Origin of the sequence: Kosakonia sp., from assembly GCF_032052965.1 — a bacterium.
Classification (GTDB): Bacteria; Pseudomonadota; Gammaproteobacteria; order Enterobacterales; family Enterobacteriaceae; genus Kosakonia.
Genome location: NZ_DAMBVN010000003.1, coordinates 242,143 through 266,420, shown reverse-complemented (window position 1 = coordinate 266,420; position 24,278 = coordinate 242,143). Strand labels below are relative to the sequence as shown.

The window sequence follows — 24,278 nt, the reverse complement described above, 5'->3', positions numbered from 1 at the left end:
AGGTAGACGGCGCATAGTATGCCACGGATCTTTCCCTTGAGTGGTGTATGATGGCCGCTATACTACTCACGTTTATTACGTCTTTTTTGGGCTCATTGCCCGCATCCAGCACCATACAGGCAAAAAAATTTCATGCGACTTGATAAGTTTATCGCTCAGCAGCTCGGCGTAAGCCGCGCCATTGCCGGGCGTGAAATCCGTGCTCACCGTGTCACTGTTAATGGCGACGTTGTGCGTGATACGGCATTTAAACTGCTGCCCGAACACGATGTCGAATACGATGGCAATACGCTGGTGCAGCAAAATTGCCCGCGCTACTTTATGCTGCACAAACCGGAAGGTTACGTTTGCTCAACCGACGATCCGGATCACCCGACGGTACTCTATTTTCTTGATGAGCCGGTTGCACACAAGCTGCATGCCGCCGGGCGTTTGGATATTGACACTACCGGGCTGGTGCTGATGACCGACGACGGCCAGTGGTCACACCGTATTACCTCGCCGCGCCATCATTGTGAAAAAACCTATCTGGTGACGCTCGAATCCCCGGTAAGCGACGACACGGCAGAACACTTTGCCCGTGGTGTACAGCTGCACAACGAAAAAGATCTCACCAAACCCGCCGTGCTGGAAGTAGTAACACCGAATCAGGTCCGTCTGACCATCAGAGAAGGTCGTTATCATCAGGTTAAGCGCATGTTTGCCGCTGTCGGTAATCATGTGGTGGGTCTGCATCGCGAGCGCATTGGCGCTATTGCGCTGGATGCGGATTTAGCACCCGGTGAGTATCGTCCGCTGACAGAAGAAGAAATTGCCAGTATCGGCATGCCCCCACGCTAATATCAGGAGACTGACGTGACCTCAAGGCCACACTCTTCGCTAAGCATTGTGTTTATTCTTGGGCTGCTGGCAATGCTTATGCCGCTGTCCATCGATATGTATCTTCCTGCGCTTCCGGTGATTGCAGAGCAATTCGGTGTGCCGGCGGGCAGTGCGCAGATGACGCTGAGTACCTATATTCTGGGGTTTGCGGTCGGTCAGTTGCTATATGGCCCGATGGCCGACAGCATCGGGCGTAAGCCAGTCATTCTTGGCGGTACCCTGATCTTTGCCGCTGCGGCGGTGGCCTGTGCGCTGGCGCAGAGTATTGATCAATTGATCACGATGCGTTTTTTCCATGGCCTTGCGGCAGCGGCGGCCAGCGTGGTGATCAACGCTCTGATGCGCGATATCTACCCCCGGGAAGAATTCTCACGCATGATGTCGTTCGTTATGCTGGTGACGACAATTGCGCCGTTACTGGCACCGATGGTGGGCGGGGCGGTACTGGTCTGGTTTAGCTGGCACGCCATTTTCTGGATCCTTGCGCTGGCCGCGCTCCTGGCATCGGCGATGATCGCCATCTTTATTCGTGAAACACTGCCGGTGGATAAGCGGCATAAATTTCACCTGCGCACCACTATCGGTAACTTTGCTTCGCTGTTTCGTCATAAGCGCGTGCTGAGTTACATGCTGGCAAGCGGGTTCAGCTTTGCCGGAATGTTCTCGTTTCTGAGCGCTGGGCCGTTTGTTTACATTCAGATCAATCACGTCTCGCCGCAGGATTTTGGTTATTACTTCGCGCTGAATATCGTCTTCCTGTTTGTAACCACTATTATTAATGGCCGCATTGTGCGTCGCGTTGGCGCGCTGAACATGTTTCGCTGCGGGCTGTGGGTGCAGTTTGCCATGGCGATATGGATGGTGGTAACCGCGTTGCTGGATGTCGGGTTCTGGTCACTGGTACTTGGTGTGGCGGCGTTTGTCGGCTGTGTCTCGCTGGTAGCGTCTAATGCGATGGCCGTTATTCTTGATGAGTTTCCTCATATGGCCGGGACAGCGTCATCGCTGGCCGGGACGTTCCGTTTTGGCATTGGTGCCATCATCGGCGCGTTGTTGTCGATGGCGACTTTTAACTCTGCCTGGCCAATGATTTGGTCGATCACGTTCTGCGCAACCAGCTCCATTCTCTTCTGTCTTTACGCCAGTCGCGGAAAAAAACCGGCGTAACCCTTCAGCAAAGGGAGTGAAAAGACTCCCTTCTTTGATACATATCAACCAAAATGGTCATACCTTCTGACATGTTTGTTTCTTTTATGTAAAATCAATTAGTGTAAAAAGTCACACCATTGTAGTGAAAAAGGTTGAGTTAGATCGCAGAAACGGGTACATATACCCCGAAACCGACCCGCCGCTTACCCAAAAATAACCTGACAAAAGAGCGGCAAAACCACACGCTGCGCGGGATGTGACCTTTTCTGCGTGCCTGACAGGACGATTTGTCAATAGTGTGTTAATATAAATGTAAAATATTTGTGAAGTAAAGTGCTTCCGGGGAAAGAAAGTGAATACATTACAGCTCTCTATCATCCACCGTTTACCCCAGTGCTATCGCTGGCTCGATGGTTTTGCAGGCGCAAAAGTTGAACCGATTCCGCAAAATGGCCAGTCGGCTGATGACACGCTTGTGGCGTTGAAACTGCTGAGCCCGGACGGTGACAGTGCCTGGCCGGTCATGCATAAACTCAGCCAGGCATTAAGTGACATTGAAGTAGATTGCTCGGTGCTGGAGTGCGAAGGTGAGCCGTGTCTGTTCGTCAATTGCCAGGATGAATTTGCCGCAACCTGTCGCCTGAAAAACTTTGGCGTTGCCATTGCGGAACCCTTTTCCGGGCAGAACCCTTTCTGAACGTCAGCTTAACGAGAGAAGCTGGCGTGTATATTCCTGCTGCGGGTCGTTGAAGACACGCCAGCACTCGCCTTGTTCTACTACTTCGCCTTCCTTCAGCACGATCACCTGATGGCACAACGCGCGCACTACATGCAGATCGTGACTGATAAAGATATACGCCAGTCGGTGCGTCTCCTGTAATGATTTAAGCAAGGCCAGGATCTGCGCCTGCACGGTGCGGTCCAGCGATGACGTCGGCTCATCCAGAATAATCAACTCCGGTTTCAGGATCAGCGCACGGGCAATGGCAATACGCTGGCGCTGACCGCCTGAGAATTCACCGGGAAAACGCCGCCGGGTTTGCGGATCCAGCCCAACTTCCTGCATAACCTCGATCACTCGCTGCTCGCGGGCGGCGCGCGTCAGCTCTGGCTGATGAACACGTAATCCCTCTTCTATAATTTGCAGCACATTTAAACGCGGATTCAGCGCAGAGTTAGGATCCTGAAAAACGACCTGAATACGGGGGCGGACGGGCAGCATCTGCTTACGGCCCCACTGATGCAACGGGTGACCATCAAAGAGTATCGTCCCGCGTGACGCCACCAGCCGCAAGAGGGCAAGGCCTGTTGTGCTTTTACCGGAGCCGGACTCACCCACTAGTCCGACTGTCTCGCCTGGGCGCAGACTAAAACTGATATTCTTAACTACCTGATTGTGATCAACCACGCGGCGAAAAACCCCTTTACGAATGGGGAAGCTGACACCGAGATTGTTCACCTGCAACAGCGGTGGCGTGCCTGGCGGCAACGCAACGGGATCCCCCGCAGGTTCACTGTTCAGCAGGCGCTGGGTATAAGGATGGGTCGGCGCGCTGAACAGGGCGGGCGCGTTGTTTTGCTCCACACATTGCCCGTTTTGCATCACCGCCACGTTATCGGCCAGTTTACGCACGATGCTCAAATCATGGGTGATGAATAGCAGGCCCATGTTCAGTTCATCACGCAATTCGCGCAGCAGCGCCAGGATCTGCGCCTGGACGCTGACATCCAGTGCGGTGGTCGGTTCATCGGCAATGAGCAGCTCCGGGCGTGTCAGCAGTGCCATGGCGATCATCACACGCTGGCGTTCGCCGCCGGAAAGCTGATGCGGAAAATCACCCAACCGGCTGCGGGCATTGCGGATGCCGACGCGATCGAGGCAGTCGAGGATCTCTGCGCGTGCCGCTTCCCGTCGCATGCCGCGATGCAGCGATAACACTTCATACAGTTGCTTCTCCAGTGTATGCAGCGGGTTAAGTGAAACCATCGGCTCCTGGAAGATCATTGCGATTTTGTTGCCGCGTATACCCCGCATGATGCGTTCGCTGGCATGCAGCAGCGACTCGCCATGAAACAAAATATCTCCGGACGGGTATTCAACCGGCGGGGAGGGCAACAGCCGCAGAACAGACAGCGCGCTGACGCTTTTACCGGAGCCGGATTCACCCACCAGCGCCAGCGTTTCTCCCGCTTCAATCGCTAGCGATAAATTCCTGACAACAGTATGGGATTGGTTTTGCTGGCGAAAAGCAATGGTCAGGGAGTCAATACTCAGCAGAGGAGAGGCCATCTTACACCGCCTTATTGGGATCAAACGCGTCGCGCACCGCTTCGCCAATGAAAATCAGCAACGAAAGCAGCAGGGCGGTGGAAATAAAAGCGGCAATCCCCAGCCAGGGAGCCTGTAAGTTGTTTTTGCCTTGCAGGAGTAACTCACCGAGCGAGGGCGACCCCAACGGCAGACCAAAGCCCAAAAAGTCGAGCGAGGTGAGCGTCGCGACAGAACTACACAGAATAAAGGGCAGCAACGTTAACGTAGCAACCATCGCATTTGGCAGCATATGACGGAGCATTATGCCACGATCGCTGACGCCTAACGCCTGTGCCGCGCGGATGTAGTCAAAGTTGCGAGTGCGCAGAAACTCGGCGCGCACCACGCTAACCAGTGCCATCCAGCCAAACAGCACGGTGATGCCTAACAGCCACCAGAAACCCGGCTGAATCACGCTGGAGAGCAAAATAATCAAAAACAGCGTTGGCATGCCGGACCACACTTCAATAAAGCGTTGCCCCCAGAGATCGATTTTACCGCCGTAATACCCCTGGATCGCGCCTGCAAGCACACCAATCACGCTTGAGCAAAACGTGAGCATCAGGCCGAACAGCAAAGAGATTCGCGTGCCGTAGAGAATACGCGCCAGCACATCTCCGCCATTCGCGTCGGTGCCCAGCCAGTTTTTTGCCGAGGGTGGGGACGGGAAGGGCTCGGTGGTAGCATAGTTGATGCTGCGTGCGCCAAAGCGCACCGGTGCCCACAGAACCCAGCCTCGCTCGTCGAGCTGCTTACGTAACCACGGATCCTGATAATCGGCGGGTGTCGCAAAGGGGCCGCCGTAGTCACTTTCGCTGTAATCTTTGACAATCGGGGCATACCAGCGGCCCTCATAGCGCACCAGCAACGGCTTATCGTTAGCGACCAGTTCCGCACACAGACTGAGAATAAAAATCACTAAAAAGATCCACAGCGACCAGTATCCACGGCGGTTGTGGCGAAAACGTAGCCAGCGCGCCTGATTGACGTAGCTTAATTGAAACATCAGCGTCCCTCGAAATCGATACGCGGATCCACCAGCGTATAGCTGATGTCGCTGAGGATGTTCAGCAGCAATCCAATCAGTGTGAAAATATAAAGTGTGCCGAACATCACCGGATAATCGCGCGACACCGTCGCTTCGTAGCCCAGTAAACCGAGGCCGTTGAGCGAGAAAATCACCTCAATCAGCAGCGATCCGGTAAAAAACATGCTGATAAAGGTGGCAGGAAAACCAGCGATCACCAGCAACATGGCATTGCGGAACACATGCTTGCGCATGATATTGCGTTCGCTGACGCCCTTTGCCCGCGCGGTGACCACATACTGCTTACGGATCTCATCCAGAAAGGAGTTTTTGGTCAGCATCGTCAGGGCAGCGAAACCGCCAATTACCGTCGCCAGCACCGGCAGCGTAATATGCCACAGATAATCAAGTGCCTGTTTATACCAGGGTAATGCGTCGAAATTGCTTGAGGTCAGCCCGCGCAGGGGGAAAAGATCGTAATAACTGCCCCCTGCGAAAAAGACAATCAGCATGATGGCGAACAAAAACGCCGGGATCGCGTAACCGACAATAATCAGCGCACTGCTCCAGATATCAAAACGGCTACCGTTGTGCACCGCTTTGCGGATGCCAAGCGGGATCGACACCAGATAGATGATGAACGTGCCCCACAAGCCCAGTGTGATGGAGACGGGCATACTTTCTTTAATCAGTTGCAGCACCGACGCGCTACGAAACAGGCTGTCGCCAAAGTCGAAGCGCAGGTAATCCCAGAGCATTTTGAAGTAACGCTCATGCAGCGGTTTATCGAAACCATAGCGCTGCTTAATCTCGGCAATGACTTGCGGATCGAGGCCGCGCCCGCCGCGATAATGGCTGTCATTACTCAGGACATCACCTACGCCGGTGCGGGCATGCGTTGCGCCCATTCCACCTCCGCCGCTGCCTGGCAGTGATCCCTGATTACCGAATTCAATGGCGGCAATCGCCTGGTCCACCGGGCCACCGGGGGCTATCTGCACAATAAAGAAGTTAATGGTGATAATTGCCCAAATCGTGGGAATAATCAGTAATAAACGGCGAACGAGATACGCGCCCATCGCTTCTCCTTAACGTCTGGCAGCGGGTAATTTCGCTGCTTTGTTTACGTCATACCACCAGGTATCAAAACCGAGTGAGTAGACAGGGCGAATGCCAGGCATGGAGAACTTATCCCAGTAGGCGATGCGATCCGCTGACATGTACCACATGGGCAGCATGTAATAGTTCCAGGTCAGTACACGATCCAGCGCGCGTCCCAGCGGCAGCAGCTTTTCCTTATTCCCCTGCCAGCGGTTAATCTGCGCAATCAGATCGTCCACAGCCGGGTTTTTCACGCCCGGCGCGTTGTACGAGGAGTCGATATACTGTGAACTCCATGCGATTTGCAAATCGCCACTCGGCCACGGCTGCGCAAGCCACTGGCGCGGCATCATATCGTAGTCGCGGCTACGCATGCGGTTGGTGGCTTGTGAGTTATCCACCTGGCGGATGTCCATAGTGATACCGAGGCGCGAGAGATTGTGCTGAAATGGCAGTACCCACTGCGTGTTACCGCCGGAGGGTAGCAGCAATTCAAAGCGTAAAGGTTTACCGGTTTTCGCTTCCACGCGCTGTTGGTTTTTCAGCACCCAGCCCGCCTGTTTTAACAGCGCATCGGCTTTGAGCAGGTTTTCACGGTCATAACCATCGCCGTTCGATTTTGCCGGGGAGTAAATAGAGGTGAACACTTCCGGCGGGATCTGCGCTTTTAACGGTGCCAGCAGCGTTAGTTCATCGGCATCAGGGTAGTGACGTGCAGCGTATTCTGTGTTCTGGAAATAGCTGTTCGCCCGGCTGTATGCCCCGTAGAACAATGCTTTGTTCATCCATTCAAAATCAAAGGCCAGCGAAATGGCTTCACGCACGTGGCGATCGCTGAACACCGGGCGGGTGATATTGAACGCCAGCCAGCGCGTATTTTGCGCGGAAGTATTGGGTTGTTCATCTTTGACAATATAACCGCGGCTGAAGTTAGTGCCGATATAGCGTGTGGCCCAGTTTTTCGCATCACCTTCGCTACGTAAGTCAAAGGCGCCTGCTTTAAAGGCTTCAAACGCGACGTTATCGTCAAGATAGTAGTCATAACGAATATTATCGAAATTCCAGCGGCCGCGGTTGACTGGCAAGTCCGCCGCCCAGTAATCCCGTACACGGGTATAAGCAATATACTGCCCCATGCGCCAACTGCTGATACGGTAAGGGCCGCTACTCAGCGGCGGGCGGCTCAGCGGTTCGCTAAGCTTGTGATCTTTCCAGAAAGACTCCGGCATGATCGGCAGGGTCAGCAAGCTGAGCATGTCCTCTTTGCCCGGTTTCGCCAGCACAATGCGCACCGTTAACGGTGAGATGGCCTTCACCGTGGAGCCTTTATAAATCAGGCGGAATTGCGGCACGCCTTCTGTCATAAATTTCTGAAAAGTGAACGCCACGTCGCTGGCGCGAACAGGGGAGCCGTCATGAAAGCGCGCCCGTGGGTTAATGCTGATCTCCATCCATGAATAATCATCGGCATAGCGCGCCATCTCGGCGATAAGCGGGTAGTAGCTACCGGGTTCATCGTCGGAGGTGGTAAAGAGAGCATCGTAAAGCGATTCGGTACGCACGGCGGCATTACCGCGTAAAGCAAAACGGTTAAAGTTATCAAAGGTGCCAATGACAGAGAGTGTGACATTGCCGCCCTTGGGCGCCGCGGGATTCACATAATCAAAATGGGAAAAGTTAATGGCATATTTGGGTTCGCCAATCACGGCGAAAGAATAACTTTCTTTGATGGTTTGCGCCTGACTGACCAGACTGACAAAGGCCAACAATAACGCTGCAATGCGCACAAACTTCATTGTGTGTTCCTATGACCTGTAGCGCGCAGGGCGCACTAACTTCTTATCGCTGAATAATAAGGGAGGCCCGGCCTGATGTGAAATAATTCGCGGCTAGAGCAAAGCCTCAAATGGCGGCGCCTGCCAGTCCACAAACTGTTGAAGCGTCATCGGGCGGCTAAAATAGTAACCTTGCATAAAATGTACGCCGTGTTCACGCAGCCATCTCGCTTGTTCTGGTGTTTCAACACCTTCGGCGACGGTCAGCATATTCAGCCGTTTCGCCAGGGTCAGTACGGCGTCCAGCACTGGCGACGTGATGGTTTCCATGCCGATAGCATTGACAAAGCCGCGATCTATTTTCAGGTAGTCGAGGGTAAAACGTTCAAGATAAATCAGCGCGCTGTGACCGGTGCCGAAGTCGTCAATCGCTATCTCATAACCCTCATTGCGGAGCCACTCAAACCGTTTTGTCACCTCGGTGTAACGCAACATATCGCGCTCGGTGATTTCCAGCACAATGCTGAAATGGTGTGGGGGCAGCGATTGCGAAAATTGATGAATGTCGTCGGTAAAACTCTCGGCATGCAAATGGCCGGGCGCAATATTAATGCCGATTTTCGCGCCGGCAGGTAACAACGTTTGTAGCACCGGGGCATCACGGGCGATCAGCGCAAACAGGTGTAACGTCAGCGGAATAATCAGCTGTTGCGCTTCGGCGAAATGGATAAAAGCATCAGGCGGGATTTCGCCCGCGGTGGGGTGTTTCCAGCGCATCAGTACTTCGACGCCGCTGACTTTGAGGGTTTTTGCGTCAACAACCGGCTGGTAGACCACATAGAACTGTTCGCGCTTGATAGCGGTAAGTATCTCCCGGCCCGGGCGCAGGCGCGTCGATAAGATGTAAGCTGCCAGAAGCCCAATTAGCATTCCTGCCGTTGCTCCCAGCAGTAGCGCAAATTGCACGTCTTCCCGCCGCCATTTTTCTGCATACAGATAAATGGTCAGCGGCGTGCCGTCGATCTGTTCGGTGCTGAATGGCACCTGATCAAAGCTGGCTAAATTAATGAGCCCTGCAGTGAAGGTCGATATTGCCCGACCGTTAACGCCGATGGCGATCCCGGTGAGATCCGGCTGTTCAGAGCTGTACAGCATGTAAGGTGAAAGATTGATATTCAGCGAGACAAAGACACCGCGATCGTCAAACAGAGGACTACGAAACCACAACGCCATGGCCGGTTTATCCGGCATCATTGGCGTTCCGGGCAGGATCACCATATCGGTGGCTTTATTGACGTCGATATCCGGCACCAGTTGTTTCAAGGGGACATTCATCACCCCGGTTGCTGACGAGCAGACAGCGTTCTGATCCTTGACCAAAAGAAAGGCGCGGACGTTCAGGGTGAAGGCGGCCCGCGATGTCAGTTCACTGGCAACATCATGGCACGCATTCAGGGTTAGCGGCTGCAACAGCTCTGCCGTGGTGCGGATATCGCCGAGATAGTTGGTAAACCAGTTTTGAATGCCATTAAGCAACGTTTCATAGCGGGTCAGCCGTTTTTGTTGCTCTAACCAAAACTGGAATCCACCCACCGAGACAGCGGAAAACAGGCCGATGAGGATGCTAATCAGCGCTATTTTTCGGTTCAGGGTGAGAAAGTAGCGGGTGAACATGATGTTGGACCCAATTATCCGCGTTCTGCAGTGAACGATGTGAATTTCTGGACTATAGCCCGAAAAGCGGTTTGAGGATAGCGAGCATAAAAAAACACTGCCGGGGCAGTGTTCTTCTTTCTTAAGCGCCAGCCAAGGGAAAACCGGCGTTAAGTTATTAGCTGCGGGTCAGGATACGTCGCGCTTCGTTGTAGCGCTTCTTCCAGTACGGCTCATCCATGCTGGAAATCATCACACCGCTGCTGGTGGAAGCATGAACAAACTGGTTATTACCAATATAGATGCCGACATGTCGCCCGGTCGAACCTGCTCTGAAGAGAACCAGATCGCCAGTGCGCAGACTGGTGCGCGAAATCGACTTACCGGTTTCCTGCTGTTCCCAGGTGGAACGTGGCAGTTCTAAACCGAACTGTTCACGGAACGTGCGTTGCACAAAACCGGAACAGTCGATGCCTTTTTTGGTGTCGCCGCCGAGACGATAGCGAACGCCTTTCCAGTCGGCATATTGATCCATAATACGGGATTTAACATCCAGGTTACGGACCATATTTTCAAATTCATCCTGAGAGGTTTGCAGTGAAGAAGTGTCTTCAGCCACACCAAGCGTCTCAGAATGCATGTTCTTTGCGGTATTTGTTGATGAGCATGCTGACAGCAGTACCGCTACCGCTATCGCGGGTATCGCCCGCGCGATATATCTCAAAATCGGCTGAGATTTGACCATGTTGCTTATTTTCCCTTGAAGTCCTTAACGATAAATATCGTTATAAATACTGCCAACGCAGCGAGAGTAATTATCTATAAGCAACGAGACAAACACTCATGGTCGGATCTGTGGAACAACGCACAAATTTACGCACAATGAGAATAAAAGCACTCTTTGCGATAAGACGAAAGCGAGATTACCCTAACCCTCCCGGCATTGCGAGCGCTTTTCCCCCTTTTTTTATAAGAAATTATGATACAGAAAGTGAATATTCAGAATTGGTCACAAAATGGACAATTTAGTTTAAATAGCGTGCAAATTGCTCTTTTATAGGCGGATTGCGATGACAGGAAAATGACAAAATTAGGCAATCGCCGGGAATTTTAATTAGGGATCTAAAACGATCCCTAATGAATAGCGAAAATAATTGTTGGGCACTTGTTTAAATTTTGTTATTTCCGGGCAAATAACGATCAAACAGGAGAATAATTTTATCGCTAAGTGGTGTCAGCAGGAACCACGGCAAGCCGATGAGTACCGCCGACAATGAGCCTACGGCAATATCAGTGAACCAGTGCGCCCCAATCATCACCCGCGGGAAAGCAAAAACCACAACAATAACCAGCGCTATCGCAAAGGAGCGTTTGCCGAAATAACGTAGCATTATTGCGGCAAAAATCAGCAGCATCATACCGTGATCACCCGGAAAGCTGTCTTTGGACGCATCTTTGGTTGGGAAGTTAAGCAGATCGCTGACCCGGTAGATATTTTTGAAGAACAACGACGGGCTGGTGCGTTGCACCGGCATCAGCAACTGAGCCAGTTGGTTCAGCACTACCGCAATCAACAGCATCGTCAGGCCAATCATCAACACACGACGGCGGCCATCGCGATCCGCTGGTAACCAGAACGAAAGCATCAGGCAGCCCATGGCAACCAGCGAGCAGGCATCGAAGGCGCGGTTATTGGTCAGCGCCACCAGCCACAGGTAAGCGCGATTCTCGACCAGACCCTGGTTGAAAAAATGGAAGATGGCAGAGTCCAGCGGGAACCAGAAACCGTGGTTGACGGGTAAGTACCAGCTTAAAAATAACGCCAGACCAGCAGCGTTCAGCAACAAAATTAACGGTAAACGAGTTTTCATCTTTAAGGCATTTTCAATTAACACAGGCGCAACGGTAGTGCCATTAACTTAAACGAAGCTTCAACAGGGTGGACTGCAAGGCGTTCCAGTCCGCTTCCGACGCGGTAATCAGTTCAATCCGGCTGTCTGGCGGGGCAACATTTTGCGTTTCGATATGAAAATCCTGCCCCTGGCGATTGACCCGCAACAGGCCCTCGGGAATGCGCATCACCCCTTTAACCCGCTCTACGGGCGCCAGACGCGCCCACTCGAGCAGACCAACGGTATCGAAAACCGTGTCGGCATCAAAAATCCAGCCGCAGGCGTGGTGCCCCTGGCCGCTGTTCAGATTACGCCGCCAGCGCTGATGTGCTGGCAAATTCAGGGCCGCCAGCCCTTTATTACTGGCATGCGCATGTTGATGTTCTGCGCTGGCGCGCAGTTCACGCAGATTGCGACGTGGCTGATCAAGCAGTGCGCCGTCAATAGTGCCTTGCGTGGCGTTGACGAGGAAACGATCGCCGCCGAATTCGCGCCACCACGTCTCCAGGGCGTCCTGACTTTCTGGTGTGGCGCGGTCCTGTTTATTGGCGATAATAATGTCCGCCGCCGCCAGTTGGTCACGGAAGTTGTCGTTATTAACCGCTTTCTCATCCAGCAGCTGGCGCGGATCGAGCAGGCATAACGTCGCGCGCAAGTCGATCCAGGGTTCGTACACCGCTGCGTTTAGCATATCGAGGATCTGTTTAGGATGGCCAAGGCCGGTCGGCTCAATCAACAGGCGATCGGGTTTTCCCTGACGCAGCAGCGTATTCAGCCCGACCTGCATGGGCAAGCCATTGACGCAGCACATGCAGCCGCCGGGGATCTCTTTCAACAGTGCGCCGCTGTCTGCCATTAGCGCGCCATCAATGCCAACTTCACCAAACTCGTTTACCAGCACGGCCCATTTTTCCTGCGGCTCTTTATGTGCCAGTAAGTGCAATATCGAGGTCGTCTTGCCGCTTCCGAGAAAGCCGGTAATGAGGTTGGTCTTGGTCACTGAAACTCCAGGCGTCAACAAAATGAGGAATGGCAACGATCCTGGCGAAAAAAAGGAGAAAAGAGAAGGGCGCGGGCGAAGGAAAGCACGTATCGCCCGCGGTAATAGCAGAAAATGTTAACGATCGAGTACGGCTTTCACTGCACCGTGTGCGCCAAGAGTGGCAATGTTATGCCAGGCGTGGCTGACAGTGTCGACAAAGACCGGGTTCAGCGGCAAATCATTACCGAAGATTTCCTGCAAGGTCAGCAGGGCTGTCACGCGTTCAGCGTCATCACTGGTATCAACAATTGCGCGGATTTTATCCATCAACGGATCGCGAATATCGATAGTGTTGCCTGCATCATCCACGCCGCTGACGTAACGCATCCAGCCAGCAATGCCCAACGCCAGGAGCGGCCAGTCGCTTTCCCGCTGTAAATGTACGCGCACGCCATCCAGCATTCTCTGCGGCAGCTTCTGGCTACCGTCCATGGCAATTTGCCAGGTGCGGTGTTTGAGCGCAGGGTTGGCGAAGCGCGTGAGTAGACTGTCGGCGTAGGCATTAAGATCGACACCGGTAATACGCAGCGTAGGTGCTTGTTCATTGAGCATCAGCCTGCGCGCCGCCTCGCGAAATGCACTGTCCTGCATACAATCATTGATATGGGCAAAACCGGCGAGATAACCCAGATACGCGAGGAAAGAATGGCTACCATTCAACATGCGTAATTTCATCTGCTCCCAGGGCTGTACATCCTGCACCAGTTGCACGCCCGCAGCTTCCCATTCCGGGCGCCCGGCAACAAAATTATCTTCAATGACCCACTGAATAAAGGGCTCACAGCTGATGGCGCAGGGATCCTCAACGCCCAACAGCTGGCTGATCTCTGCCAGCGACTCCTCGGTAGCCGCCGGGACAATGCGGTCAACCATGGTTGCAGGGAAGCTCACATGGGTGGCGATCCACTCTGCCAGTTCGGGGGAGCGCGTTTGCGCCATGCCCAGCACAGCATTTTTCACGACGTGACCGTTGTCCGGAATGTTATCGCAGGAGAGGACAGTAAAAGGCGGCAGACCGCGTTCACGGCGGCGATGGAGCGCTTCGACCAGGATCCCTGGGGCAGAGTGCGGTTCATGCGGATGCTGCAGATCGTGCTCAATGCGCAGCTGGCGTAGATCCAGTTTACCGCTCGCTGGATCAATGCAATAACCTTTCTCGGTGATCGTCAATGAGACGATCGCCACCTGCGGTTCGCAGAATTTTTCAATAATGGCTGCCAGCGAATCGAGCTTCGCGTTCAGGCACTCGTGCACAGCGCCAATAATAATCGGCTGATTTCCCTCAGCGCCTTTTTCCAGCACGGTATAGAGATGATCCTGTGCGCGAAGCTGCGTCATTAACACATCGCCGCTAAACAGGCTGATTTCACAAATTCCCCAGTCGCCGCCCTGCGCATTCAATACCCGGTCGGTCAACAGCGCCTGATGGGCGCGGTGAAACGCGCCAAAACCAAAATGCACGATCCTTGAACGCAGTTGCGAACGCGCGTACTGCGGCTGCTGCACAATGGCGGGGAGCGTTACGGAGGCGATTGTCTTCATCTATATACACCTGATTAACCAATAATTAACATTATCCAGTGTAAAGTTATATGACAGCAAAAAGAATTGGTATGCCGTAATTATCCGGGGAATGTGAGCTGGATCAATCATTGTTGCCGGAGGGTTTGACCCTCTGATTTAAACATGTATGGTAGTCGTCATTCAGTTGCGTGTATTGGTATAACAACTTTAGAGGGTAAGGCGATGGAACAAACCTGGCGTTGGTATGGACCGAACGATCCGGTATCTCTTGATGATGTGCGTCAGGCAGGCGCGACGGGGGTTGTCACCGCGCTGCACCATATTCCGAATGGTCAGGTCTGGCCGGTAGACGAGATTAAAGCGCGTCAGGCGTTGTTGGCCGAAAAAGGCCTGGTCTGGTCGGTGGTAGAAAGTATTCCGGTACATGAAGATATTAAAACCCACAGCGGGCAATATGACCTGTGGATCGCCAACTACCAACAAAGTATCCGCAACCTGGCTGCATGCGGTATTGATACCGTGTGCTACAACTTTATGCCTATTCTTGACTGGACGCGCACCGATCTGGAATACACCTTACCGGACGGCTCCAAAGCGTTGCGTTTCGATCAAATCGCCTTTGCAGCCTTCGAAATCCATATTCTGAAGCGTAAAGGTGCGGAAGCGGATTACAGCGAAGAAGAGCAGCGCCAGGCGCAGGCTTACTTCAACGCGATGAGCGATGCCGACATCGAAAAGCTGACGCGCAATATCATTGCGGGTCTGCCGGGAGCAGAAGAGGGCTATACGCTGGAGCAGTTCCACGCCCGTCTGGCAGAATATGACGGCATTGATAAAGCGCAGTTGCGCGAAAATATGGCGTATTTCCTGCGGGCCATTGTTCCGGTGGCGCAGGACGTGAGGGTTCGTATGGCGGTGCATCCGGACGATCCGCCGCGCCCGATCCTCGGTCTGCCGCGCATTGTGTCGACAATTGAAGATATGCAGTGGCTGAAAGAGGCGGTAAACAGCATTAACAACGGCTTTACCATGTGTACCGGTTCTTACGGCGTGCGCGCAGATAACGATTTGGTGCAGATGATTGAAACCTTCGGCGATCGCATTCATTTTACGCACCTGCGCTCAACTTGCCGTGAAGCGAACCCGAAAACCTTCCATGAAGCTGCGCATTTACACGGCGATGTGGATATGGTGTCGGTGGTGGCGGCGATCCTGACCGAAGAACAGCGCCGGAAAAAAGCGGGCGATCTCCGTCCTATTCCGTTCCGCCCGGATCATGGTCATCAGATGCTTGACGATCTGCGCAAGAAAACCAACCCGGGTTATTCAGCGATCGGGCGTCTGAAAGGGATGGCGGAAGTGCGTGGTGTTGAGCTGGCGCTGAAGAAAACGTTGTTCCGCGATCTGCTGTAAACAAGCCTGATACGGGAAACAAATAAAAAGCCACTTCAGTGAAGTGGCTTTTTTTGTCTTTGCACGACGTTTATCAGTCAGCGCGGCCCATATAGCGGCGCTCTTCGATATGAATACGGATCTTTTCACCCGTCGTCAGATATTCCGGAACCTGAACAACCAGACCGGTGGTCAGTGTTGCAGGTTTGGTACGGGAACTGGCAGACGCCCCTTTGATGCCAGGCGCGGTTTCAACAATTTCCAGATCAACGGTCTGCGGCAATTCCAGCGCCAGCAACTGACCATCCCACAGCAGTACCTGCATATCCGGCATACCGCCTTCAGGAATGAATTGCAGCTCTTCTTCAATCTGATCTTTATTGAAGGTATACGGCGTGTAATCTTCTTTATCCATAAACACGTATTCGTTGCCATCAACATACGAGAAGTCAACAAAACGACGGTTCAGGGTAACAGTATCGAGGATGTCGTCGCCTTTAAAGCGCTCTTCCACTTTCAGCCCGGTGCGGACATCAGAAAACCGCATTTTATACAGCGTTGCTGCGCCGCGGGCGCTGGGTGACTGAATATCAATATCTTTTACAATCAGCAGCTTGCCGTTGTAGTTCAGCACCATACCTTTTTTGATTTCGTTCGCTCTTGGCATTGCAAGGGTCCTGTGAGAAGAAAATAATAAAAATATCGCGACAAAGTACTCGCGAGGGCCATTCCAGGCAAGAGGAATCGGCGAGTTTTGCATTCATGCAGTAAAAGATGATAGCGTGCGGCTGTTCGCGCCAGTCCGGCGCGTAAACCAGCAAGAGAGCCACTATGCAATGCCGTCCGGAATGCGGCGCGTGCTGTACCGCACCGTCCATCAGTAGCCCCATCCCCGGCATGCCGAACGGTAAACCGGCGAATACCCCCTGCGTGCAACTTGATGCTCAGCAGCGCTGCAAAATTTTCGCCTCTCCACTGCGCCCGAAAGTATGTGCGGGCCTGCAGCCAGGCCACGAAATGTGCGGCGATAATCGTCATGAAGCGATGATCTGGCTGCTTGAACTCGAACGCCAGACGGCACCCTAAACGTCTTTCATTCGCCCAAGGCACAGTTGTGCAAGCAGTGACATGGCCAGCGCAATCCAGAACACCGCGTGATAACTCCATATTTCTGCCACCACGCCCGCCAGGGAACCCGCGATAATCCAGCCCACGCGCGTGGTATTCGTATAAAGCGTTGTGGCAGAACCGGCCTGGCCTGGCATGAGATCCTGAAAATAGAGCATGCCGATACCGGCGAGAATGCCGATGTAGATGGCGTTCAGCAACTGTAAAGCAACCAGGATCGCCGGGGTATGCACCGTTAGCATCCCTGCATAGAAAAAGACGCCCGCCACGGCGCTGACGCGCATCAGAAAACGCTTACCAAAACGTTTTGCATAGTAGCCAGCAATCAACATGGTAGGAATTTCCAGCCCGGCAGCAGCACCCATCATCATCCCGGCCAGTTTTTCCGGCAGGTGCAGCTCATCAATAATAAACAAGGGCATGTTAATGATATACAGGCTGTTGGTGCCCCACATCAGGGTGCAGATGACAAACAGCAGCAGGGCGTCACGGCGATGTGCGCGCGGCGCTTCCAGTACCGCTGAACGGGCCTGCGGCACTTTGCGCATACTGGGTAAGAACAGCCAGACCATTGCCGCACAGGCGATAAACGCCACGCCTGCGCACAAATACATCACCGTAAACCCAAAACCCATTGCCAGCGCGTAAGCCAGCGGCGGGCCGACCACCCACGCCAGCGAAACCTGCGCACGCAAAATGGAGCTGAACATTACCGCTTCCCGCCCGGTACTGTCTGCATGTTCCCGCGCCAGCGCAAACAGCTGCGGGTTAGCGGTAGAGCCGAAGCTGCTCAAAAAGACGCCCACAAACAGCAAAATAAAGTAGTTACGATCCCAGGCAAACAGCACACAGGCCAGTACGCCAAGTAAACAGCAGAACACTATCAATGACTTCCGATCGCCTTTGCGATCGGAACGCCCGGCGAGAAACTGGCTCACCAGAATACCAATCACCGCGCTACCGGTAAAAAAGAAACCGACCATTGCCGGGCGGACATGTACTTCGTTGGTTAAAAACAGGCTTAGCGTCGGGGTTTGTAATGCGCCGGCAATGCCGGTCAGAAACGCGACAATCAAAAACGCCGTCGACGTAACGTCAAAAGCGCCTGGCCTGGCGGCAGCGGGGGAGTTTTGCATTTTTGAAAAGATCCAGTGGGCAGACGCGGAGTGTACGCCGCTGTGTTTCAAAAGCACAGCCTGGCCGGGGCAATCTGCCACAAAAAAACAAAATTCCATTGCGGCCAATGCCGATGAAAGCTGACGCGTGCTGACAGGGGCCCGCTGACGCCAAAAGCAACTTCAGCAAAAAAGACGCATGCGCAGGCGAAATGTGCAGTAGCTCTAAATTCTGCAACGAAAATTCAGAGATTTCTTGCTTGCTGAAGTAAAAAGGTGAAGATTTCATGAAACGTTTCAGCGTCATCGTGTAATTAATGAACCCAAACGATGACGTCTTATTTCTCATTTTAGCTGAAACGATTCAATTTCAGCAGGAGAGGAGTCATATGTTCCAGTTATCCGTTCAGGACATCCATCCGGGCCAGCAGGCCGGGAATAAAGAAGAGGCCATTCGCCAGATTGCCGCTGCACTGGTTGCAGCAGGCAATGTTGCCGACGGTTACGTCAATGGCATGCTGGCGCGCGAGCAGCAGACCTCCACCTTCCTCGGAAATGGCATTGCCATTCCTCATGGCACTACCGACACGCGCGACCAGGTGCTGAAAACGGGCGTTAAAGTTTTCCAGTTCCCTCAGGGCATCCTGTGGAGTGAAGGCCAGGTCGCGTATGTCGCGATCGGTATCGCAGCCAGTTCTGATGAACACCTTGGCCTGCTGCGTCAGTTGACGCATGTGCTGAGCGATGATGCCGTCGCAGCGCAGTTGCAGTCTGCAACCACCGCAGAAGAGCTGCGTGCGTTGCTAATGGGTGAAAAACAGAGCGCCTCGTTGAAGCTGGATAACGACACACTGAGCCTCGATGTTGCCGCGACCGATCTGGTAACGCTGCAAGCGTTGAATGCTGCGCGTCTGAAAGAAGCGGGTGCGGTAGACGCAGCGTATGTCACTCGTGCCATCAATGAGCAACCGTTAAATCTGGGCCAGGGAATCTGGCTGAATGACAGCGCTGAAGGCAACCTGCTGAGCGCGGTAGCAGTAAGTCGCGCGGCCACACCCTTCACCGTAGAAGGCGAGCAAGCTGCGCTGCTGGTCAGCGTCGCGATGGCGGATGAGCAACCTGTTGCGGTGCTGAAACGCCTGAGTGACCTGCTGTTAGCCAATAAAGCTGACCGTTTGCTGAATGCCGATGCAGCAACGCTGCTGGCACTACTGACCAGTGATGACGCGATCGCAGAAGATGTGCTGAACGCAGAATTCGTGGTGCGTAACGAGCATGGTCTGCATGCCCGTCCGGGTACCATGCTGGTGAATACCATCAAACAATTCAACAGCGAGATCACCGTTGCTAACCTTGATGGCACCGGCAAACCTGCTAACGGCCGCAGCCTGATGAAGGTCGTTGCGCTTGGCGTGAAGAAAGGCCATCGCCTGCGTTTTACCGCCCAGGGTGACGATGCTGAACAGGCGCTGAAGGCGATTGGCGAAGCCATCGCCGCAGGTCTGGGAGAGGGGGCATAAATGAGCAGACGTGTCGCAACTATTACCCTCAATCCTGCCTATGATTTGGTGGGGTACACCCCGGAAATTGAACGTGGTGAAGTGAACCTGGTGCGTACTACCGGTTTACACGCTGCGGGTAAGGGCATCAACGTTGCCAAAGTGCTGAAAGACCTCGGCATCGACGTGACCGTGGGCGGTTTCCTGGGGAAAGACAACCAGGACGGATTCCAGCAGCTGTTCAGTGAACTGGGCATTGCCAACCGTTTTCAGGTGGTGCAGGGGCGTACCCGCATCAACGTGAAACTGACCGAAAAAGACGGTGAAGTCACTGACCTGAACTTCTCTGGTTTTGAAGTCACGCCGACCGACTGGGAGCGTTTTGTTGCCGACTCCCTCACCTGGCTGGGTCAGTTCGATATGGTCTGCGTCAGCGGCAGTTTGCCGTCTGGTGTCAGCCCGGAAGCTTTTACCGACTGGATGACGCGCCTGCGCAGTCAGTGCCCGTGCATTATTTTCGACAGCAGCCGCGAAGCGCTGGTCGCCGGCCTGAAAGCCGCGCCGTGGCTGGTTAAACCGAACCGCCGCGAGCTGGAAATCTGGGCGGGTCGTAAGTTGCCTGAATTGAAGGACGTTATTGAAGCTGCTCACGGCCTTCGCGAACAAGGGATTGCCCATGTGGTGATCTCGCTGGGCGCAGAAGGGGCACTGTGGGTTAACGCTTCGGGTGAATGGATCGCCAAACCGCCGTCAATGGAAGTGGTAAGCACCGTTGGCGCAGGGGATTCAATGGTTGGTGGGCTGATTTATGGCCTGCTGATGCGTGAGTCCAGTGAACATACATTACGCCTGGCCACCGCTGTTGCTGCACTGGCGGTCAGTCAGAGTAACGTAGGTATTACCGACCGTACCCAGTTAGCCGCGATGATGGCGCGAGTTGACTTAAAACCCTTTAACTAACAGCAGGAGAGGCATAATGAAAACGCTGCTGATTATTGACTCCGAACTCGGGCAGGCCCGTGCCTATATGGCAAAGACCTTGCTGGGCGCGGCGGCGCAGAAGGCGAATCTGCAATTCATTGATAACCCTGGCGAAGCGGAACTGGCTATCGTTCTGGGCAGCAAGGTGCCGAACGACGGCGCCCTGAGCGGGAAAAAAGTGTGGCTGGGCGACATCAATCGCGCAGTTGCTCACCCGGAACTGTTCCTGAGCGAAGCGAAAAACCACGCTGCACCTTACACTGCTCCGGCTGCGACAGCGGCAGTGGCGGCCAGCGGCCCGAAACGCATTGTAGCGGTAACAGCATGCCCGACCGGTGTGGCACACACCTTTATGGCGGCTGAAGCCATCGAAACCGAAGCGAAAAAACGCGGCTGGTGGGTGAAAGTCGAAACCCGCGGTTCTGTGGGTGCTGGCAATGCGATCACTGCAGAAGAAGTAGCACAGGCGGACCTGGTTATTGTTGCTGCCGATATTGAAGTTGACCTGGCGAAATTCGCCGGTAAGCCGATGTACCGCACTACGACCGGTCTGGCGCTGAAGAAAACCGCGCAGGAGCTGGACAAAGCCGTAGCGGAAGCCAAAACGTACCAGCCGACCGGCAAAGCGCAAGCGGACGCGGGCGAAGGGCAGAAAGAGAGCGCGGGTGCCTATCGTCACCTGCTGACGGGCGTGTCGTATATGCTGCCGATGGTGGTGGCGGGTGGCTTGCTGATTGCACTCTCCTTTGCTTTTGGTATCACTGCCTTTAAAGAAGAAGGGACGCTGGCTGCTGCGTTGATGAAAATCGGCGGCGGTTCCGCATTCGCCCTGATGGTGCCGGTACTGGCGGGTTACATTGCGTTCTCTATCGCTGACCGTCCGGGTCTGACGCCAGGTCTGATTGGCGGTATGCTGGCGGTGAGCACCGGTTCTGGTTTTATCGGCGGTATCATTGCTGGCTTCCTGGCCGGTTACCTTGCCAAAGCCATCAGTAAAAACGTGAAGCTGCCGCCAAGTATGGAAGCGCTGAAGCCGATTTTGATCATCCCGCTGTTTTCCAGCCTGATCGTCGGTCTGGCGATGATCTACCTGATCGGTACGCCAGTGGCGAAAATCCTTGCCGGCCTGACCTCCTGGCTGCAAACCATGGGCACCGCGAACGCGGTTCTGCTGGGTGCAATCCTTGGTGGCATGATGTGTACCGATATGGGTGGCCCGGTGAACAAAGCGGCATACGCCTTTGGCGTGGGTCTGCTGAGTACCCAGACTTACGCACCGATGGCAGCGATTATGGCAGCCGGTATGGTGCCGCCGCTGGCAATGGGTCTGGCGACACTGGTTGCACGCAACAAGTTTGATAAAGGTCAGCGTGAAGGGGGCAAAGCAGCACTGGTTCTTGGTCTGTGCTTTATCTCTGAAGGGGCGATCCCGTTCGCTGCACGTGATCCGATGCGTGTTATCCCGTGCTGTATCGCCGGTGGTGCGCTGACGGGCGCCATCTCTATGGCGATTGGTGCCAAACTGATGGCGCCGCACGGCGGTCTGTTCGTCCTGCTGATCCCCGGTGCAATCACGCCGGTGGTCGGTTACCTGCTCGCTATTATTGCCGGTACACTGCTTTCAGGCCTGGTATATGCCTGGCTGAAACGTCCGGAAGTGCAAGCGGTAGCGAAAGCTGCATAATCCGTAAGGACCGAAAAGGGCCGCTTATGCGGCCCTTTTTTTTGCACGGATGAGGCGCAGACTGTTTACCTTCTCAGACCGTTGCGTCGATGTTTTGCTGTGCTTTCAGCCACGCAATCTCTTCTGCCCAGATATCCGGGTTAATGGTTTCAAGGATCATCGGGATGCCGTCGAAACGCTCGTCGCGCATGATCCAGCGAAACGCATCATGGCCGATATTGCCTTCGCCCAGGCTGTGATGGCGGTCGACACGGCTACCGAAAGCGCTTTTAGCGTCATTCAGATGCATCCCGCGCAAGTATTTAAAGCCGACCACACGATCAAACTCTGCAAACGTCTCTGCCGTGGCAGCCTCGGTACGTAAATCGTAACCCGCGGCGAAAGCATGGCAGGTGTCAATGCACACGCCCACGCGGGATTTGTCTTCCACGCCGTCAATGATCGCGGCCAGGTGCTCAAAGCGGAACCCCAGGTTGCTCCCCTGACCAGCGGTATTTTCGATTACCGCGGTGACGCCTTCCGTTTGCGCCAGCGCGATGTTAATCGACTCCGCAATACGCGCCAGGCACTGCTCTTCCGGGATTTGCATCAGGTGGCTGCCCGGATGAAAATTAAGCAATGTCAGCCCGAGTTGCTGGCAGCGCGTCAATTCATCAACGAAGGCCTCGCGAGATTTTTCCAGCGCCTCCGCGACCGGGTGCCCGAGGTTAATCAGATAACTGTCGTGCGGCAGGATCTGGCCCGGGGTGAAATGGTATTTTTCGCAGGCGGCTTTAAACGCGTCGATCGTTTCCGCATTCAGTGGCGCAGCGCGCCACTGGCGCTGGTTTTTGGTAAACAGCGCAAACGCGGTCGCCGCAATCTCGGCGGCGCGGATGGCAGCATTTGCCACGCCGCCTGAGGCGCTAACATGCGCACCAATGTATTTCATAAAAACTCCTGTTAAAACCCGCCGGGGGAAAGTGGCAATGATAGCGGGTCTGCAGGAGAGAGATGTAATGGTTTATGCCATCAGGTGATGAATACCGAGGTTAATTGCGCCGCCGCCTACAATCAACCAGACAAACAGGAGCAGACCCATTACCAGGGGTTTCGCCCCGGCATTTTTCAGCGCGCTAACATGTGTGGTCAGTCCCAGCGCCGCCATTGCCATGGCTAACAACAGCGTGTCCAGCGCGTTGAGCGCATTGACCAATGATGTCGGCAGCAGATGAAACGAGTTAAAAATAGCCACAGCGATAAAACCCAGCGCAAACCACGGAACAGTAAGTTTACTTTTCTCGTTATCGTTCTGCGGGCTTAACTGCTTAACGCGCGCTGCCAGCAGCAGTAAAAAGGGTGCCAGCATCATCACACGCAGCATTTTTGCGATCACGGCCGCGTTTTCCGCATCCGGGCTGATGGCGTGCCCGGCGGCCACTACCTGGGCGACTTCATGTACGGTAGAGCCAATCCAGATGCCATACGTTTCCGGGCTGAACAGCGAACCCAGCAAGGGATAGAGCGCAGGATAGATGAAAATGGCCAGCGTACCGAAGATCACCACGGTCGCCACCGCAACTGTCACTTTACTGGCTTCGGCTTTCACCACCGGCTCGGTCGCCAGCACCGCCGCAGCGCCGCATATGCTGCTGCCCGCGCCAATCAGCCAGCTGGTTTTTTTATCCAGACCGAAGACTTTTTGCCCAAGGAAACAGGCCAGGGCAAAGGTGCTGGAAAGCGTCAGAACATCAATAAGGATACCGCTGACGCCAACATCGGCAATTTGCGAAAACGTCAGGCGGAAGCCATAAAGAATAATCCCCAGCCGCAAAAGATGTTGCTTCGCGAACAGCACACCGCTGTCGCAGTGCCGGTGCAGTTTAGGGTACAGCGTGTTGCCAATGATCATGCCCATCAGAATCGCCAGTGTTAACGCGCTTAACCCGAAACCGGCAATACGCGGGATTGCGCCAAGCCACAGTGCAACGAACGTAATGGCTGCGCTAAGCAGCAGCCCCGGCGCGAAGCGCCATATTGGGTAACGGTGGGGGTGGAACGTGATATCTGTCATAACCTTCTCCTCTTCATGGAGAAAAGGTTACGGTGAGCTGGTTTAAAGGTAAAATTGATTATATATTTAT

21 protein-coding genes are annotated in these 24,278 nt (G+C 54.1%); 8 read left to right on the top strand and 13 right to left on the bottom strand.

The genetic code is table 11. The annotated features are described in order from the left end of the window. Nucleotides 1-132 precede the first annotated feature (132 nt). From rsuA to RTX30_RS06340, 3 genes are all read left to right on the top strand, one after another. Nucleotides 133-840: a 16S rRNA pseudouridine(516) synthase RsuA gene (gene rsuA, locus RTX30_RS06350; protein WP_312687971.1), complete on the top strand. Its 708-nt coding sequence runs from the start codon at nt 133-135 to the stop codon at nt 838-840. A 15-nt stretch (nt 841-855) separates the two neighbouring features. After that, complete coding sequence (locus RTX30_RS06345; protein ID WP_312687968.1) at nt 856-2,049, top strand: Bcr/CflA family multidrug efflux MFS transporter; 1,194 nt, start codon at nt 856-858, stop codon at nt 2,047-2,049. A gap of 334 nt (nt 2,050-2,383) precedes the next feature. Beyond that, entirely contained in the window at nt 2,384-2,728 is a 345-nt protein-coding gene (locus tag RTX30_RS06340; RefSeq protein WP_312687965.1) for a YejG family protein, read from the top strand. 3 nt (nt 2,729-2,731) lie between these two features. On the opposite strand, the gene yejF is transcribed toward RTX30_RS06340, so the two are convergent. The 9 genes from yejF to RTX30_RS06295 form a co-directional block, all read right to left on the bottom strand. After that, complete coding sequence (gene yejF / locus RTX30_RS06335) at nt 2,732-4,321, bottom strand: microcin C ABC transporter ATP-binding protein YejF (protein ID WP_312687962.1); 1,590 nt, start codon at nt 4,319-4,321, stop codon at nt 2,732-2,734. 1 nt (nt 4,322) lies between these two features. Next, nucleotides 4,323-5,348 (bottom strand): ABC transporter permease, encoded by a 1,026-nt coding sequence (locus tag RTX30_RS06330; RefSeq protein WP_312687959.1) that lies wholly within the window; start codon nt 5,346-5,348, stop codon nt 4,323-4,325. Beyond that, nucleotides 5,348-6,448, bottom strand: a complete 1,101-nt coding sequence (locus RTX30_RS06325; protein ID WP_312687957.1) for a microcin C ABC transporter permease YejB — start codon at nt 6,446-6,448, stop codon at nt 5,348-5,350. Before RTX30_RS06325 ends, RTX30_RS06330 begins: the two co-directional genes overlap by 1 nt. 9 nt (nt 6,449-6,457) lie before the next feature. Beyond that, complete coding sequence (locus RTX30_RS06320; protein ID WP_312687955.1) at nt 6,458-8,266, bottom strand: extracellular solute-binding protein; 1,809 nt, start codon at nt 8,264-8,266, stop codon at nt 6,458-6,460. Between the two features lie 93 nt (nt 8,267-8,359). Beyond that, complete coding sequence (locus tag RTX30_RS06315) at nt 8,360-9,919, bottom strand: cyclic di-GMP phosphodiesterase (RefSeq protein WP_312687953.1); 1,560 nt, start codon at nt 9,917-9,919, stop codon at nt 8,360-8,362. A gap of 157 nt (nt 9,920-10,076) precedes the next feature. Next, the gene (gene mepS / locus RTX30_RS06310) at nt 10,077-10,643 is read right to left on the bottom strand and encodes a bifunctional murein DD-endopeptidase/murein LD-carboxypeptidase (RefSeq protein ID WP_312687951.1); all 567 of its coding nucleotides are present in this window, start codon (nt 10,641-10,643) and stop codon (nt 10,077-10,079) included. 424 nt (nt 10,644-11,067) lie between these two features. Beyond that, complete coding sequence (locus RTX30_RS06305; protein ID WP_312687949.1) at nt 11,068-11,769, bottom strand: phosphatase PAP2 family protein; 702 nt, start codon at nt 11,767-11,769, stop codon at nt 11,068-11,070. A gap of 43 nt (nt 11,770-11,812) precedes the next feature. Beyond that, complete coding sequence (locus tag RTX30_RS06300; protein WP_312687946.1) at nt 11,813-12,790, bottom strand: GTP-binding protein; 978 nt, start codon at nt 12,788-12,790, stop codon at nt 11,813-11,815. A gap of 117 nt (nt 12,791-12,907) precedes the next feature. Continuing rightward, nucleotides 12,908-14,374, bottom strand: coding sequence for a fructuronate reductase (locus tag RTX30_RS06295; protein WP_312687943.1), 1,467 nt, complete (start codon nt 14,372-14,374; stop codon nt 12,908-12,910). Between the two features lie 204 nt (nt 14,375-14,578). Between RTX30_RS06295 and uxuA the strand changes: the two genes are divergently transcribed. After that, the gene (uxuA, locus tag RTX30_RS06290; protein WP_312687941.1) at nt 14,579-15,769 is read left to right on the top strand and encodes a mannonate dehydratase; all 1,191 of its coding nucleotides are present in this window, start codon (nt 14,579-14,581) and stop codon (nt 15,767-15,769) included. 73 nt (nt 15,770-15,842) lie between these two features. On the opposite strand, the gene yeiP is transcribed toward uxuA, so the two are convergent. Continuing rightward, entirely contained in the window at nt 15,843-16,415 is a 573-nt protein-coding gene (gene yeiP, locus RTX30_RS06285) for an elongation factor P-like protein YeiP (protein ID WP_312687939.1), read from the bottom strand. 164 nt (nt 16,416-16,579) lie between these two features. Here yeiP and RTX30_RS06280 point away from each other — a divergent pair, with 164 nt between their 5' ends. Beyond that, a complete protein-coding gene (locus RTX30_RS06280) occupies nt 16,580-16,834 on the top strand; it encodes a YkgJ family cysteine cluster protein (RefSeq protein WP_312687936.1) in 255 nt (84 codons plus the stop codon). Here the strand turns inward: RTX30_RS06280 and setB are convergent. Continuing rightward, nucleotides 16,831-18,012: a sugar efflux transporter SetB gene (gene setB / locus RTX30_RS06275; protein WP_312687935.1), complete on the bottom strand. Its 1,182-nt coding sequence runs from the start codon at nt 18,010-18,012 to the stop codon at nt 16,831-16,833. The genes RTX30_RS06280 and setB overlap by 4 nt on opposite strands. 368 nt (nt 18,013-18,380) lie before the next feature. Between setB and fruB the strand changes: the two genes are divergently transcribed. Genes fruB through fruA form a run of 3 tightly spaced genes read left to right on the top strand, consistent with a single transcriptional unit; the run spans nt 18,381 to nt 22,155 of the window. Then, entirely contained in the window at nt 18,381-19,511 is a 1,131-nt protein-coding gene (gene fruB, locus RTX30_RS06270) for a fused PTS fructose transporter subunit IIA/HPr protein (protein WP_312687933.1), read from the top strand. Beyond that, on the top strand, nt 19,512-20,450 hold the full coding sequence (gene fruK / locus RTX30_RS06265; protein WP_061493985.1) for a 1-phosphofructokinase: 939 nt from the start codon (nt 19,512-19,514) through the stop codon (nt 20,448-20,450). A 16-nt stretch (nt 20,451-20,466) separates the two neighbouring features. Beyond that, on the top strand, nt 20,467-22,155 hold the full coding sequence (gene fruA, locus RTX30_RS06260) for a PTS fructose transporter subunit IIBC (protein WP_312687928.1): 1,689 nt from the start codon (nt 20,467-20,469) through the stop codon (nt 22,153-22,155). A gap of 73 nt (nt 22,156-22,228) precedes the next feature. Here fruA and nfo read toward each other — a convergent pair whose 3' ends face one another. Both nfo and RTX30_RS06250 read right to left on the bottom strand, forming a co-directional pair. Further along, nucleotides 22,229-23,086, bottom strand: a complete 858-nt coding sequence (gene nfo, locus RTX30_RS06255; protein ID WP_312687927.1) for a deoxyribonuclease IV — start codon at nt 23,084-23,086, stop codon at nt 22,229-22,231. A 72-nt stretch (nt 23,087-23,158) separates the two neighbouring features. Beyond that, the gene (locus RTX30_RS06250) at nt 23,159-24,208 is read right to left on the bottom strand and encodes a YeiH family putative sulfate export transporter (protein ID WP_312687925.1); all 1,050 of its coding nucleotides are present in this window, start codon (nt 24,206-24,208) and stop codon (nt 23,159-23,161) included. Nucleotides 24,209-24,278: the final 70 nt, after the last annotated feature.